This window comes from Niallia circulans, assembly GCF_003726095.1.
In the GTDB taxonomy this organism is placed as follows: domain Bacteria; phylum Bacillota; class Bacilli; order Bacillales; family Cytobacillaceae; genus Niallia; species Niallia circulans_A.
The window spans coordinates 191560-206611 of sequence record NZ_CP026031.1 but is presented as its reverse complement, the minus strand read 5'-3'; the positions used below and the strand labels follow the sequence as shown (position 1 = coordinate 206611).

Annotated in this window: 15 protein-coding genes; 5 read left to right on the top strand and 10 right to left on the bottom strand. The window is 34.6% G+C overall.

Going from position 1 to position 15052, the window contains the following annotated elements:
* Nucleotides 1-31: 31 nt before the first annotated feature.
* Together C2I06_RS24790 and C2I06_RS00980 are read right to left on the bottom strand one after the other, a co-directional pair.
* Nucleotides 32-184 (bottom strand): hypothetical protein, encoded by a 153-nt coding sequence (locus C2I06_RS24790; RefSeq protein ID WP_163188539.1) that lies wholly within the window; start codon nt 182-184, stop codon nt 32-34.
* Between the two features lie 139 nt (nt 185-323).
* Entirely contained in the window at nt 324-929 is a 606-nt protein-coding gene (locus C2I06_RS00980) for a thioredoxin fold domain-containing protein (RefSeq protein WP_123257274.1), read from the bottom strand.
* Nucleotides 930-1144: 215 nt separating this feature from the next.
* Between C2I06_RS00980 and pepT the strand changes: the two genes are divergently transcribed.
* The 3 genes from pepT (at nt 1145) to rpe (ending at nt 4093) form a co-directional block, all read left to right on the top strand.
* Entirely contained in the window at nt 1145-2377 is a 1233-nt protein-coding gene (pepT, locus tag C2I06_RS00975) for a peptidase T (RefSeq protein ID WP_095329949.1), read from the top strand.
* A gap of 457 nt (nt 2378-2834) precedes the next feature.
* Complete coding sequence (locus C2I06_RS00970) at nt 2835-3257, top strand: hypothetical protein (RefSeq protein ID WP_123257273.1); 423 nt, start codon at nt 2835-2837, stop codon at nt 3255-3257.
* A 191-nt stretch (nt 3258-3448) separates the two neighbouring features.
* Nucleotides 3449-4093, top strand: coding sequence for a ribulose-phosphate 3-epimerase (gene rpe / locus C2I06_RS00965; RefSeq protein ID WP_123257272.1), 645 nt, complete (start codon nt 3449-3451; stop codon nt 4091-4093).
* Between the two features lie 39 nt (nt 4094-4132).
* Here the strand turns inward: rpe and C2I06_RS00960 are convergent, their stop codons facing one another.
* Entirely contained in the window at nt 4133-4576 is a 444-nt protein-coding gene (locus C2I06_RS00960) for a hypothetical protein (protein WP_095329952.1), read from the bottom strand.
* Complete coding sequence (locus C2I06_RS00955; RefSeq protein WP_095329953.1) at nt 4573-5361, bottom strand: hypothetical protein; 789 nt, start codon at nt 5359-5361, stop codon at nt 4573-4575. The genes C2I06_RS00960 and C2I06_RS00955 overlap by 4 nt, the downstream gene beginning before the upstream one ends.
* A gap of 263 nt (nt 5362-5624) precedes the next feature.
* On the opposite strand from C2I06_RS00955, the gene C2I06_RS00950 reads away from it, so the two are divergent.
* The gene (locus C2I06_RS00950) at nt 5625-7118 is read left to right on the top strand and encodes a peptide MFS transporter (protein ID WP_123257271.1); all 1494 of its coding nucleotides are present in this window, start codon (nt 5625-5627) and stop codon (nt 7116-7118) included.
* Between the two features lie 96 nt (nt 7119-7214).
* Here the strand turns inward: C2I06_RS00950 and C2I06_RS00945 are convergent, their stop codons facing one another.
* From C2I06_RS00945 to C2I06_RS00920, 6 genes are all read right to left on the bottom strand, one after another.
* Complete coding sequence (locus C2I06_RS00945; RefSeq protein ID WP_095329955.1) at nt 7215-7706, bottom strand: RNA polymerase sigma factor; 492 nt, start codon at nt 7704-7706, stop codon at nt 7215-7217.
* Nucleotides 7707-8085: 379 nt separating this feature from the next.
* Nucleotides 8086-8850 (bottom strand): LamB/YcsF family protein, encoded by a 765-nt coding sequence (locus C2I06_RS00940; RefSeq protein ID WP_123257270.1) that lies wholly within the window; start codon nt 8848-8850, stop codon nt 8086-8088.
* Nucleotides 8851-9166: 316 nt separating this feature from the next.
* A complete protein-coding gene (locus C2I06_RS00935) occupies nt 9167-9886 on the bottom strand; it encodes a GntR family transcriptional regulator (RefSeq protein ID WP_095329957.1) in 720 nt (239 codons plus the stop codon).
* Nucleotides 9883-10635 carry a glucosamine-6-phosphate deaminase gene (nagB, locus tag C2I06_RS00930; RefSeq protein WP_095329958.1) on the bottom strand — a complete coding sequence of 251 codons (753 nt, stop codon included), beginning with the start codon at nt 10633-10635 and terminating at the stop codon, nt 9883-9885. The genes C2I06_RS00935 and nagB overlap by 4 nt, the downstream gene beginning before the upstream one ends.
* On the bottom strand, nt 10632-11840 hold the full coding sequence (gene nagA, locus C2I06_RS00925; RefSeq protein WP_123257269.1) for an N-acetylglucosamine-6-phosphate deacetylase: 1209 nt from the start codon (nt 11838-11840) through the stop codon (nt 10632-10634). Before nagA ends, nagB begins: the two co-directional genes overlap by 4 nt.
* 284 nt (nt 11841-12124) lie before the next feature.
* A complete protein-coding gene (locus tag C2I06_RS00920) occupies nt 12125-13108 on the bottom strand; it encodes a LacI family DNA-binding transcriptional regulator (RefSeq protein WP_095329960.1) in 984 nt (327 codons plus the stop codon).
* 274 nt (nt 13109-13382) lie between these two features.
* Between C2I06_RS00920 and C2I06_RS00915 the strand changes: the two genes are divergently transcribed.
* Entirely contained in the window at nt 13383-14930 is a 1548-nt protein-coding gene (locus C2I06_RS00915) for a glycosyltransferase family 2 protein (RefSeq protein ID WP_164463593.1), read from the top strand.
* Nucleotides 14931-15052: the final 122 nt, after the last annotated feature.

Sequence of the window (15052 nt, the reverse complement as noted above, 5' to 3'; positions counted from 1 at the left end):
TCTATGTTACGCTTTCGCTTATTATTGTTTTTTAGTGAGTTAAGATGTATTTTCGCTTTCTTTTGCTTGATGAACGCCACTTTTCTCTTTGACCTTCTTCTTTCTGACTTTCATTCCCTTCATGAACACTACTTTTTCCGAATGTTTTTGTTTTTTGGGCTTTCATCCTTTTAATGAATGCCACTTTTCTTTTTCCCGTCCTACTTTTTGGCTTTCATTCCTTTTATGAACATCCCTCCCGCCGAATTCTGTCACTTTGTCGCTCTTCTTCAAAAAAAGAAGCTTTAAGACAGGTTCACCCTATCTTAAAGCTTCTTTACTGTTTACTTCCCTAGCATTTCTACAGTTTCTTCCACGCCGACTGCATATGCTGCAAATTTCCCATCTTTGATTTTTATCATCGTTGGTGTTCCTGTAATCTCAATTTCTTCCGCGTTTTCTGGTACTTCGTTTCCGAAAGCAGTATTATGTGTTGCAATGATTTGGTTTTCTTCGTTCGCGACAATTCCCCAAGCAGTATTTTTATCATTTTGGAAATTCTCTATGTTTATGCCCTCATTCCATACTTCTTTCCCGTCTTCGATTTTCCCAATTACTTGGTCATACTTTTTATGATGCTCTTCCCAGTCATACCAGCTCGATTCATTTTTTTCATCGTGCATATCTACAACATAAATAGGTGTGTCACCGTTATTGCTAAAAGAAAGAACATCTTTTTCAATTTGTTTACAGTATGTACAAGTGGCTTGCCAGAAATAAACGATATATTCTTCCTCTTGTTGATTAAAAGTAGCTGATGCATTTATTTTCTGTATGTCTTCAATTGCGTCATTATCCTTACTCTTTAGTGTCCATATAGCTGCGATACAAATAATAATAATTACCACAATTACACTAAATATAATAATCGGTCTATTTTTTCTTTTCATTCTCAATCTCCTTTTTCAAACCCTATTAACTATATTCTATCTAAAAAGCTCTGTAAATAAAGCATCAATCCTCCACTAAATTCAACATAATTGTGAACATACCTATTTACCAACGACAACTGAAATGGGAGACTTTTTAGCATAAATTCACAATATTCGTCTTATTCATTCCTCCTATGATAAAATCAAACTATCTGATAAAGGAGTTGAATCGCATGAAAGAAAATATAATAAATCGTTTTGTATCGTATGCAGTTGTCGATACCCAATCAAATGAAAATAATTTAGAATGTCCGTCTACACCAGGACAATTAACATTAGCCAATTTATTGGTGGAAGAGCTGAAAGAAATTGGTATGGAAGAAGTAACGATTGATGAAAACGGTTATGTGATGGCAACTTTGCCAGCAAATACTGAGAAAAAAGTGCCGACAATCGGCTTCCTTGCTCACTTAGATACTGCTACTGATTTTACAGGTAAAAATGTACGTCCACAAAAAGTGGAAAATTATGATGGGGAGGATATTACCTTAAACGAAGATTTACATATCGTTTTATCTCCTAAAGATTTTCCAGAATTAAAAAATTACGTAGGACATACTTTGTTGACAACGGATGGCACAACCTTACTAGGAGCAGATAACAAAGCAGGTATTGCCGAAATTGTAACAGCTCTTATTTACTTAAAAGAAAACCCAGCAATTAAACATGGTAAAATTAGAGTGGCATTTACACCAGATGAGGAAATCGGCAGAGGTCCACATAAATTTAACGTAAAAGCCTTTAATGCTGATTTTGCTTACACTGTTGATGGCGGGCCATTAGGCGAATTGCAATATGAAAGCTTCAATGCTGCTGGCGCAAAAATCACAGTGAAGGGAACGAATGTTCATCCTGGTACAGCAAAAGGAAAAATGGTTAATAGTATGAAAATAGCGATGGAATTACAAAACCGCTTACCAGCAAATGAGGCACCTGAATATACGGAGGGCTATGAAGGTTTTTATCATTTACTATCCTTTGAGGGAGACGTGGAAGAAACAAAGCTTGCTTATATTATCCGTGATTTTGATCGTACTTCTTTTGAAGAGAGAAAAAGAATCCTGCAGACAATTGTAGCGGAGTTAAATGAAAAGTATGGTGCCGAAACAGTAAAACTGGAATTAAACGACCAATACTACAATATGCGGGAAAAAATTGAACCCGTAAAAGAAATTGTGGATGTAGCTTATCAAGCAATGGTAAATCTCGGTATTACACCAATTGTTCAGCCAATTCGCGGTGGTACAGATGGTTCACAGTTATCTTATATGGGATTGCCAACTCCCAATATTTTTACAGGTGGAGAAAACTTCCATGGTAAATATGAGTTCATTTCTGTCGATAACATGGTAAAAGCAACAAATGTAATCGTAGAAATTGTCCGCCTATTTGAAGAACGTGGATAAAGGAAAGAAGGCTTTTGATGCCTTCTTTCAGCTTGTTGACAAAAGGAATTTAGGAAATGTAAATGGAATTATTATGCATTGATTGGAGTGAAAGGGGTGAGACTCCTGTGGGATCTGCGAGACAGTCTGAGACCCTGCAGGCCTTTAGGCAGAAGCGTCTCAGCGCGAGCCCCACGGAAAGCGAACCCCTGCAACGGAAATTAACTCTTATTTAAAATAATGTATATTTATAAACTAAGACAAACTCCTAATTACCGAATTAGGAGTTTGTCGACAGTCTGAAAGAAGGCTTTTGATGCCTTTTTTTCTAAGTTTGCTAACCTTATTTTTACAGATGTTTATTTCGTTAACCGAAGTAAATTTTGTACTTTTAACAGTTTAGTATATAATGATTCAGTGCCAAATCCCTATTTTCTATGGATTTAGTGGTGAAAGAAAAGATTAGAGGAGTTTTGCAATGGATACAATGAGTAAGATGCAAGAAGAAGTAACACAAAATACAGAATTACATCACTATATATTAGAAACTTTTGGACTTCAATCGAAGAAAAAAAGAGTTCGTAAAAAACTTTTGAAACAAGTAATCTCGCAAGAAAAAGTTCTAAAAAAATTGGTGAGCGAATTTAAGAATACAGACCAAGAACAGCCTGTAGTTTCTAGAAAAGAAGAAGTAAGCACTGTTTCCTTTGAGAAACTACCCGTTACTACTCTATTAAAAATCGGGAAAGAATTTTTTAAAGAAGAAGAAAGTGTTCGTTTTTATTATAATAAAAACAAAGAACCTTTCTACAAGAATAAAGAAATGCTTATTACATGTATTTCAACAAATTATGCTGCAGCACCAGCTGATATTCAAAAAGAAATCATAACTAAACTATAATTCTTCACTATGATGAGATTCACTTATGGATAGCCACTTCTATTTATCCTCTTATTCGAACGAAGTGGCTACAATTTTTTATCCTCAACCTTTCATAAAAACAAGCAAGCGCATCCAATCAGCTTGTTCGATATCTCACAATCTGCTATAATTTTGATGTAATACATAGATTAAGAAAGGGAGGCATACAAATGATTAAGATTGCACCCTCCATTCTCTCCGCTGATTTTGCTAAGCTAGGGGATGAAGTGAAAGATGTAGAACGAGGTGGCGCTGATTACATTCATGTGGATGTAATGGATGGTCATTTTGTACCAAATATAACTATTGGCCCACTTATTGTGGAAGCAATTCGTCCTGTGACAACTTTGCCATTAGATGTTCATTTAATGATTGAAAATCCAGATGCTTATATTCCAGCATTCGCTAAGGCTGGTGCTGATATCATCACCGTACATGTAGAGGCCTCTCGCCACTTGCATCGTACTATTCAATTAATAAAAGAACAGGGCGTAAAGGCTGGAGTAGTATTAAATCCAAGTACGCCAGTAGAAATGATTAAGCATATTATCGAAGATATTGACATGGTTCTATTAATGACAGTTAATCCTGGTTTTGGCGGACAGGCTTTTATTCCTAATGTCCTTCCTAAAATTAAAGAAGTACGTCAGTTAGCAGATCTGTTAAATCCAACACTTGATATTGAAGTAGACGGTGGTATTAATACTGATACTGCTGTATTAGTCAAAGAGGCAGGCGCGAATGTTCTTGTTGCCGGATCATTTATTTATAACAATCCTAATCGTGAAGAAGCAATTAAAGCAATACGTGGATAAAATAGTAACAAGGAGTCTATAAATTTAGATTCCTTTTTTTTATATTTTAACTAACCCAATTGTATGATGTTGGTACAATAGACTTTCTATTAAAGCTACTTGAGTCTCCTCACAATGAATAACGATAATTAACTCCGCTTTACTTGGCTTTATCTCTTCTTTATTTCTCCACCGCTTATACAAATAATCTACCGGAATAGTGATACAAATTCCCGCTATTAAACCAATTAATCCCCAAAGAATTGGACCTAAATAAAGAACAAATCCATAGATGGTCCCCAAAAGCATCATAATCATACTCACACTAGCAACAAAGAACATATTAAAACCATCTGCATTGAAAGGATCCATATATTTTTTCTCTACCCCTTTTTTATTAAGAGATGATACAAATATATCTTCCTTGCGAATATGATGTTTTTCTAATTCATGTAGTACCAATTCGACTTTTAAGGAATGATCAAAGACGGAGATAATATTCATGGATTATTGTCCTTTATTTTAAAGTTTCTTTTAAGATAAAAAGAATATTTTTGTTCAAGATAATGGCTCTGTTCTAGTCTAAACAGTTGATTCATTTCAATGGCATGGTAATATGTATCACATGCAGCAAATAGATAAATGGACGGCAGAAACAGAAGCCATTCTATATTAATAATGGAGGTCGCTAAACCATACAATCCTCTGCAAGTGAAATAAATTCCTTCTAATGCTTTTGAATGGTAGATTATGATTAGATGACTAGCTAATAAAAATGAACCCGTTAAAAAGTTTCTAAGAATTAAATGACCAAGACCTGGAGTAATGATGGACCAAAATACTGGTACCCATTTATTTACTCGCTGCAAATAATTGATTCCCAATGGATGGATGACAAATGGCATTAGTGGATATCTTTCCTCTTTAGCTAACTTAGAAAATTGATTAATATCCGTAGTTATTCTGTATGCATCCCATGCATTAAAAATATAAATTCCTACATAGAAAAAAAACCATCTTATATCCAGCGATTCAGCAGCTAATTGAAATTCGCCAATACAGGAGTACAAAATAGCTAAATTTAAATGCGCCTGTGTATTAATCAAAAATTCCCATATAAATAAAAGTACTCCTATCAATAACTTTCCAACCATAATATGACCAGTACCTGGCATGGCAAGAGCCCACCATAGTGGCATCAAAGGATTGCTTACACTTAAATAATTTGTTCCAATAATAGACATATTCATGTTTTTATGTCTATATGCTTGCTCATTGAATTGTTGCACCCGTGCTCACCAACTCGTTTTTTTCTAGTATGCTTCCTTCTGCTAATTTTTTATACATATATTTCGAATCAAATTAAAACTACTCACTTGAAGCGAAAAAAATTATATTAAAAACATTATTATTTTTCATAATAAAATGATTATTATGAATTCAGACTCTAAAAAGCCACAAATTATTCCAATTTTATGTTCTAGCAAAATTTTTTTTGACAAGTCTAGTATCTTTTCAGTATTATATTAAAATAATAGAGGAGGTTTCTTTAATGTCAGATTTAAATAAACAGAAAATTGTGGACAGTGTTCCCCAAAAGGGATTTTTTGGTCATCCTAAAGGGTTGTTCACACTTTTCTTTACAGAATTTTGGGAAAGATTTTCCTACTATGGGATGAGAGCCATCCTAGTTTATTATATGTACTACGAAGTATCTAAAGGTGGATTAGGTATTTCCGAAGGTACGGCGATTGCCATTGTATCTATATACGGTTCACTCGTTTATATGTCTGGTATTATTGGTGGATGGTTTGCAGATAGAATATTTGGGACAAGTAAGGCCGTTTTCTATGGCGGTATATTCATTATGCTTGGTCACATTGTATTAGCTGTGCCGGGTAGTATTACCATGTTCTTTATTTCCATGATTTTAATTGTTATCGGAACAGGATTATTAAAACCAAATGTATCAAGTATTGTTGGAGAAATGTATAGTCCAGAGGATGCGCGTCGTGACGCAGGTTTTAGTATATTCTACATGGGAATTAACCTTGGTGGATTCCTGTCACCAATTATTGTTGGCGAAATTGGAATGAATTATAGTTTCCATCTTGGTTTTGGACTTGCTGCAATTGGTATGTTATGTGGATTAATTGTATTCATGATGACAAAGAAGAAGAATTTAGGTCTTGCTGGTACATTTGTGCCAAATCCATTATCTAAAAAAGAAAAGAAAAAGGTATATTCTTCTATTGGTATTAGCATAGTGGTCATTGCCATCATTTTAGCTATTTTAATTCCATTGAAAATCTTAACTTTCGAATCTTTTGTCACAATTGTCGGAATTCTCGGCTTCTTAATTCCAGCTATTTATTTTATTGTTATGTATCGCAGTCCAAAAACTACTCGTGATGAGCGTTCTAGATTGATTGCCTATATCCCACTGTTTTTAGCTGCCGTTATGTTCTGGGCGATTCAAGAACAAGGATCAACCATTCTTGCTGCCTATGCTGATAAACGAACACAATTAGAGTTTGGCGGATTTAGTCTTTCACCAACTATTTTCCAATCAATCAATCCATTGTTCATTATTATATTTGCACCGGTATTTGCATGGATTTGGGTTAAGCTTGGAAATCGTCAACCTTCTGTTTCTAAGAAGTTTTCAATTGCTTTATTGTTTGCCGGTTTATCCTTTATCATTATGATGTTACCTGCTTATTTAAGCGGAGTAAACACATTAGTTAGCCCATTATGGTTAGTATTAAGCTATTTCCTAGTAGTAGTTGGAGAGCTATGTATATCTCCAGTTGGCCTGTCTGCTACAACTAAACTGGCGCCAGCGGCTTTCTCTGCACAGACAATGAGTCTTTGGTTCTTATCCAGTGCTGCTGCCCAAGCACTAAATGCACAAATCGCCCCATTATTCACAAAAATATCTGAAGTTGCATATTTCGGTATTCTTGGAGGAGTAGCTATTTTCTTAAGTATTATCCTTTTCTTGTTATCACCTATGATTCAAAACAAGATGAAAGGAATAAAGTAAACAAAAAAAGTGGAGGATATGCCTCCACTTTTTTAATGTAAGTGAAAGTTAAATTTGTCCCTAACACATTTAACTCCTTCTGTTACCTTGCGGACTTTATATGCCTACTAAATTCTTTTTGAGCAATTTTAAAGCCCGATGCTGTGTCGTCTTCACTTTACTTTCAGACCACCCCAAATTCAAAGCAGTTTCTCCTATAGACAATTCCTTTAAATATCTGCAGTAAATTACTTTTTTTTGATCTTCTGTACAACAATAAAGTAAATGTTTAATCCAATCAAGCTGTTCTTTCTTCATGGCAACTTCATCAGGAAGAGCTTGTTCATCCTTTATATGGATAGGTATTTCACAATCAAAGGTATAGGAATTTTTTTGTTTTCTAAAATGATCAATGGCAATATTTTTAGCAATTGTATATAGCCAAGTTCGCTCACTACTTTCCCCTTTAAAGAGACACTTTGTTTTTAGCAATCGTATAAAAACTTCTTGTACTAAATCTTCTGCCTCTTCCTTTTTCACCCCTAAATAGATCAGAAAATGAATTAATTCTTGACTATATCTTTCATAGAGCTCTTCAATCGAACCCATTTCCCCCACCCCTAACAAAACCAGTGAATCAACGGACAGATAACAATCAAAAAACTCCTATTACTAAAATTCCAGAGAGCATTTTTTATTCCATTATTAAATAGTAAGTATGTATTTCTTGCGAGTTCTTCATTTAATTATTACTATCCTAAAGTATTTATCTTTTTTGTTACAAAGCAATTACAAAACTACTTTATTGTAACATCAATGAAATACATTATACATCTTAACGTAATAAAAATTCCAGTTTTTTCTTTAAAAATTGATTAATTTTCTATTTATTTCATCGGATCATTAATTGTAACTAAATTCTTGGTATTGTAATTAGTTTCCAACATTCTAGTTGAGGGGGTTTTTTAGCAATACTACATTGAAATCCTTATGTTTTCTCCATAAAATTGCGGATGGTTATTGTCGATTGAAGTAACGTAGATGTTACTTCTTTTACAATGGATATACCATGGGTGGAATCACCATGAATACATATGGTATCTGCTTGAATAGGTATCTCTTCACCTTGTACAGAGGTAACCTTTTTATTCTTAACCATATCAATTATCTGTTTAGCTGCCTGTTTAGGGCAGTCGATAAGAGCTTGTTTATGTGTACGTGGGGTTAAACTTCCATCTGATTGATAAGTTCGATCTGCAAATACCTCGTTAGCAGTTTCTAAGCCATAACGTTTCCCTGCTCTAATCAATTCACTGTTCGCTAAACCGAATAGAATATACGCAGGATTTATCTTGTAAATAGCTTTGGCAATCGCATCAGCCAATCGTCCATCTTTCACAGCCATATTATATAACGCACCATGTGGCTTTATATGCTGCAAGGTTCCGCCCTCTGCTTTCACAAATGCTTCTAATGCTCCTATTTGATAAATGACTATATCATATACTTCATTGGGTGATATATTTATTTCTCTCCTTCCGAAGCCAAGAACATCATTAAAGCCTGGATGGGCACCAATCGCCACTTTATTCTCCAGTGCAAGATTCACCGTTTTCCTCATGATAGTTGGATCACCGGCATGAAAACCACAAGCAATATTTACACTAGTTACATAGGGGATAATTGTTTCATCATTCCCAATTCGATAAGCACCATAGCTTTCCCCTAAATCACAATTTATATCAATAGACATATAGGCTCCTCCTATTTAGTAAATTTCTTCCCCTATTTATTCACCTCAAGCCCCAATATAATGAATTCTAGAATACAGATGACTAAACCTCCTCTTCTCTACTATTTCCCTTTTCACTTTACAAAAAAAATACGGAAGTCCTACAAAGAGGCTACCGTATTTCCATTGTTATATTTATGTTTTTCATCAAACTTTATTTTAAATATGCTGTCGTCAGAAGCAATTACTAACCATATTTATACAGTCTCTATTTGTAGGGACTCCATCTCTTTATCATCAGTTCATGTAACTACTTTGTAGTAATCTAGCATCGTGATTAAGATCTCTTCATATCAATAATAAATTTATACCGGTCTCCGCGATAAATAGATTTCACATATTCAAAAGGAGTTCCATTAGCCAAATAACTAAAACGCTCCATCAGCAGCACCGGTGCCCCCTCTTTAATCCCAAGAGATGCACTTTCATTTTTATGGGATAACGTTGATTCAATTGTTTGGGTAGCGTGACTAATCTTTTGATGTAAAGTTTGCTCCACATATTCATATATAGAACCATGTAAAGTCTCTTCCTGCAGCTCCTTAATCAAGAGCGTTGGAAGGTAGGAAGTTTCAAGGGCCATTGGGATATCATCCGCAATCCGTAATCGGCTAACCTCATAAACTTGGTCGCCCTCTTCTATCTTCAACTTACTGGCAATGCCTCTTGGACAAGGAATTATTTTAAAATCAAGAATTTTAGTTTTTGGTGTTAACCCTCTTGAATGCATATCTTCCGAGAAACTTGTTAATCCAGAAAGCTCTTGTTCTACCTTTTGTGCAGCAACAAAAGTCCCTTTCCCTCTTTGACGAACAAGTACACCTTCAGCTACTAAGTTATTAATAGCTTGACGAACCGTCATCCTGCTAATACCGTATTTTTCGGAAAACTCCCGTTCCGAGCTAATAGGGTCACCAGGCTTTAGCTCTTTAATGATTTCTTTTATCTCCATTTCTAATTGATAATAGATAGGAATATGTGAATCTTTAATGATCAACTATACACACTTCCTTTATTTTCTTTCAAAATAGATAAAGCCTCCTGATCAGCGATAATTGTAACATCCGGATGCTTTTTCAAAATAGAAGCTGGAAGATCCTCTTTTATATCGGAATGAAATAACTGATTAAGCACAGATGCCTTCTTCACTCCAGACACGAGCAATAAGATTTTCCGACTTTTCATTATAGTGGAAATCCCCATAGAGATAGCATGTGTTGGTACCTCATCCATACTAGTAAAATAGCGAGCATTTGCCTCTCTTGTCGAGTCAGCTAATTGAACAACATCAGTTGTAGAAGAGAACGAAGTACCTGGTTCATTAAAACCGATATGTCCATTTTCACCTATTCCTAAAACTTGCATATCCATTCCACCAAAAGAATCAATCAGTTTCTCATAATTTTTTCCTGCTTCTTTATCATCAATATTTTTGGCAAAAGGCAAATGAGTTTGATTTTCAGGAATATTTATATGATTAAATAAGTGTTCTTTCATATAATAGCTATAACTTTGAGGATTATCCTCTTCTAAACCAACATATTCATCTAAATTAACGGTGATAACTTTTTCATAGGATGTTTGGTTCTCCGTAAAATCCTTTATTAAATACTGATAGGTTCCTACTGGAGTTCCCCCAGTAGCAAGACCTAGCACACTATTTGGCTTCGTTTGTATTTGCTCTATTATTTTTTTGGCTGCTACTTTACTCATTTCATCGTAGTTTTGAACTTCAATTAATTTCATGCTGAAAATCCTCCATTCGAATATACAATTTTCCCTTTACAAATTGTTAGTGCCACTTGATTATTTTCATCTAATACGACTAAATCTGCATCTTTACCTTTTGCAATACTTCCCTTTTTATCCAAGACACCAATTTGCTTAGCTGGATTATAAGATGCCATCTTGACAACATCCTGTAAAGAGCATCCTGTAAATTTCATCATATTATTGATAGCATCATTCATTTTTAATGTACTACCCGCAAGAGCACCATTTTCTAATAACGCTTTTCCATCACGAACAATTACCTTTTGCCCACCTAAGGATGAAATACCATCCGCAAGCCATTTTGCCCGCATGCTATCTGTAATGAGAATGATATGTTCAGCCCCCTTTTGTAAAAAAGCAAGTTTAACTATTTCTGGATGAATATGAACACCATCGACAATCATTTCAGCCATTAACTCCGAATGGAGCAAGGCTGCGCCTGCAACTCCTGGATCACGATGATGCAGACCTCTCATTCCATTAAACAGATGAGTAACATGATTTACACCAGCTTGAATGCTTGATAATACTTGCTCATAAACTGCATCTGAGTGCCCTATTGATGAAACGATATTCTCTGCCTTTAAATAGCGAACAAGCTCAAAGTTTTCATCTTCCTCAGGTGCCATCGTAACAAGTTTGATTTGATTATTGGATAATGTCTGCCATTTTTTAAATAACTCTACATTCGGCTTTTTAACAGATTGGACTGGCTGTGCTCCAACTCTCTTTTCGGAGATAAAGGGACCTTCTAAGTGAATCCCGATGATTTCTGCTTTTCCTGATTGATCAGCTGTCTCGACATACTGGGCAATAGTTGTGAGCGCATTTTCAATACTTTCTACCTCTTGTGTCATGGTAGTTGCTAAAAAGCTTGTTGTTCCTTCTTTCGGCAATGTCTCAGCCATAATTTCTAAGGCTTGCTGTGACGCATCCATTGCGTCAGCATTATTTGCTCCATGGATATGAATATCAATAAACCCTGGTATTAAATTCATACCCTTTGGAAAATCTAGTATATGTGCATTTTCCCATTCTTTTTCAAGGAAGGAGTCCATTAACCCAATCGAATTAATTTTCCCTTCCTTCACAACTACATACCCATTTGGATTAACTTCCGTTTCTGTGTAAATACATACATTTTTTAATATTAATTCTTTTGGTTCATCCGTTATCATGATTCTAAAAGCTCCTTTTTTTAAAAATATGCGTATCTATATATCTAGATGTCTATACCAGTTGATTTATACTTATTCTTCTTGGATGATTAAATATTAACCTATCAGATATTCACTATTTTTCTATTTCCCCAAACTAACTAGCGGTAATCGGTTTCACCTCAAATTATAGTTATTTCCTTTTATTTCGTCAAGTTCCTATTGTCCTTCTTGCTGCTATTTCTAAAAATATGAATAAATGATATCGGCTAAATCCACTTTTAGCTGATATCATTTAGTTGAACTTACATTTGCCTAACACTTTCGCGGTAAATAATTTCATACCCAGAAACTGTTTTCATGGGAGTATCATCACCATTAATGAGACTTAACATCTTTCTGGCTGCTAGATTGCCAGCATCTTTATAAAAAAACTTTGCAGTGGTTAAACCTGGATATATCATCTCAGTCATTTCATACCCACCAAACCCGGTTATGGACAGATCGCAAGGAATAGAAATCCCCTTCGAATAGATTGCTTTCATTGTTCCCATGGCAATATTATCTGTAGCACATACAATGATGCTAGGGTGAAATCGATCGATTATTTCAGAAACAATGGAAAATGATTGTGTTTCTTGATCCATCTTCACCTCAAAAAATTGGACATCTATATTTGCTGTTTCCTCGATACTTTTCTTAAACCCTTCTTTCCGATCAATTCCTATTGCAACATTTTTTTCTTGGAGACCAAGGAAGGCGATTCTTTTATGCCCTTGAGAAAGTATATATTTCCCTAATTCATATGCTGCTTCATAATCATTATGAATTAAACTTGGAATCTCCTCATGCTGTTGCCCTACAATAAGCACAGGGATTCCTAGTTGTTTAATGATCATTAAATGGCGATTCGTAACTTCTGTTGCTAATAAAATGATCCCAGCAACCTTCTGTCTTACTAAAGAATGAATATTTTCTATTTCCCGTTCCAAATCTAAATTTGAATGAGAAATTAACATTTGATAATTCCTTGCCTTCAACTCTTCATCTATTCCTATTAAAGTCCGTGAAAAAGCATACGAATCTAATTGAGGCACAATTGTTCCAATAATATTTGTCTTCTTTGCTTTTAAGCTTTGAGCAAATGCATTAGGCGTATAGCCGGTTTCTTTGATAATATGCTGTATTTTTCTTTTCGTGGCTTCACTGACAGAACCTTCATTTAAATATCTAGAAACAGTACTTTTGGCCACGCCCGCAAGTTTAGCGATATCACTAATAGTTGTCACCTATAAACCTCCTTATACATTGCTTTCTTCCAGAAAAATCAATTATAGAGCAGGCATTCTTTGAAACCCGCTAATTAAGAAAGCCTTTTCATTTTTCCTTGATGTAAAGCTAGATTTCCTTACTTGTTCTTCTCTCTCTATATTATACAGGATAAAAAACAATAACGTATGCACTATTTTTTCTATTTATGGAAGTATACCTTGTAGCTTGTTGATTCATAATGATTGCTATAAGGACTTTCTTTTAGTTTTAATTATGAAGGTAGGGAATGCAATGAAAAATATATCATCTCTTCGAAAAAACAATAAATATAAATATGAACTATTACAGAGTGCAAACTATTTAGAACAGCCGATTATTTCTGTTATTACCCCCGTATTTAACAATGAAAAAACGATCCAGAAGACGATTGAATCGGTTTTACAGCAATCCATTATGCCACAGATTGAATATATACTTATTGATGATGGCTCTAAAGATCAAACTCGTTCTATCTTGAAGAAATTTGTTAACGAGCATCCTAATATTAAACTCGCTCTTCTAGCGAAAAACACAGGCACACCTGGCTATCCTAGAAATTTAGGCATTGAACTTTCATCGGCCCCTTACTTAACTTTTTTAGATGCAGATGATTGGTTTGAAAAGACTGGCTTGGAAAAACTCTATAGTGTACTAAATGAAACAGATGATGATTATATAGTGGGAAAAACAATTAAAGTCACGTCTAAAAAAAATGCCATAGTAGGCGAACACGAATCATGGAAAGAAAGAAGAAGTATCCCCCCGGCGAGTATCCCACATATTTTTCATCATTTAGGACCTAGGGCAAGATTAATGAAGTCTAGCATTATAAAACAGAACCAAATTCAATTTCCTGAGATGAAGTATGGAGAAGATAAGCAATTTTTCATGGAAGTATTGACTAATTGTAAAAAAATCTCAACAACAGAAGCTGTTATCTACTATTTAAATCGCTTAGATGATAATGACGAATCCTTGACGAAGCAGACGAATGTATTAAATAAAATGCATTGTAATCGAAAAGTAATCAACTACTTTAAAGAGAAAGAAATGGATTCAGAGTTAAAGCGAATGGTCCTTAATCGCTTGTATGAATTTGATTGCTTTAATCGATTTATAAATCGGTATCATACGCTAAGAACGGAAAACAATCAAACATTTAAAGGGAAATTAGATGAGTTTTTAAAAAGGAAAGCATATATATCCACCATGAAAAAAATGTTACGGACGACTTCTTCGTTGGATTATGAGATCAGTGACCATTTTTACCATCCTTATAATAAGGTTTGTTATCAGTTATTTTCACAAAAACGCTATAAGGATATCGAAACATTATTTCGATGGATGAATCAAGAAAAAATAAAAAAACATGTAGTTAAAGATGATACTGCTTACTGGGTTTCTCCGCTAAGCTCGCCTTATAACTTTATTAGAGTCCCTATGTATGCTGAATTAATAAATTGTGAATATACGAATGGTTTCTTCCGCTTCGATATTCGTATTGCAGGTGATCACCCAAAAGAGATTGAACATCTCCTGTTCCGCGATCGAAACAACATCCATAACCAGTTTATGTTTTCGATTGAACCATATGAAGGGGCTTTAAAGAGAATTATGGTACCAGAAGCATTCTTTACCGCTCTTGGAAAATCAGTTTATACTATTTATTTATCTTATAGAGATTATCATAAAGTCCAATTACATATCCCGAACCCTAAGCTCCGGTTAAAAAAGCAGCAAACAGATAAGCAGCATTTTTATAAAACCATTCACAATCACTTGGCGCTAAAGGTTCTTTAATATTAAGTTTAAGAGTTGATTTCTTAGAGACCGCCTGTTTTCTTATAAAACGAGTGATCTCTAAGAATTTTTTTCATCTCTCATTCATATTCTAACCTTAACCAATCTAATCTTTTTCCTCT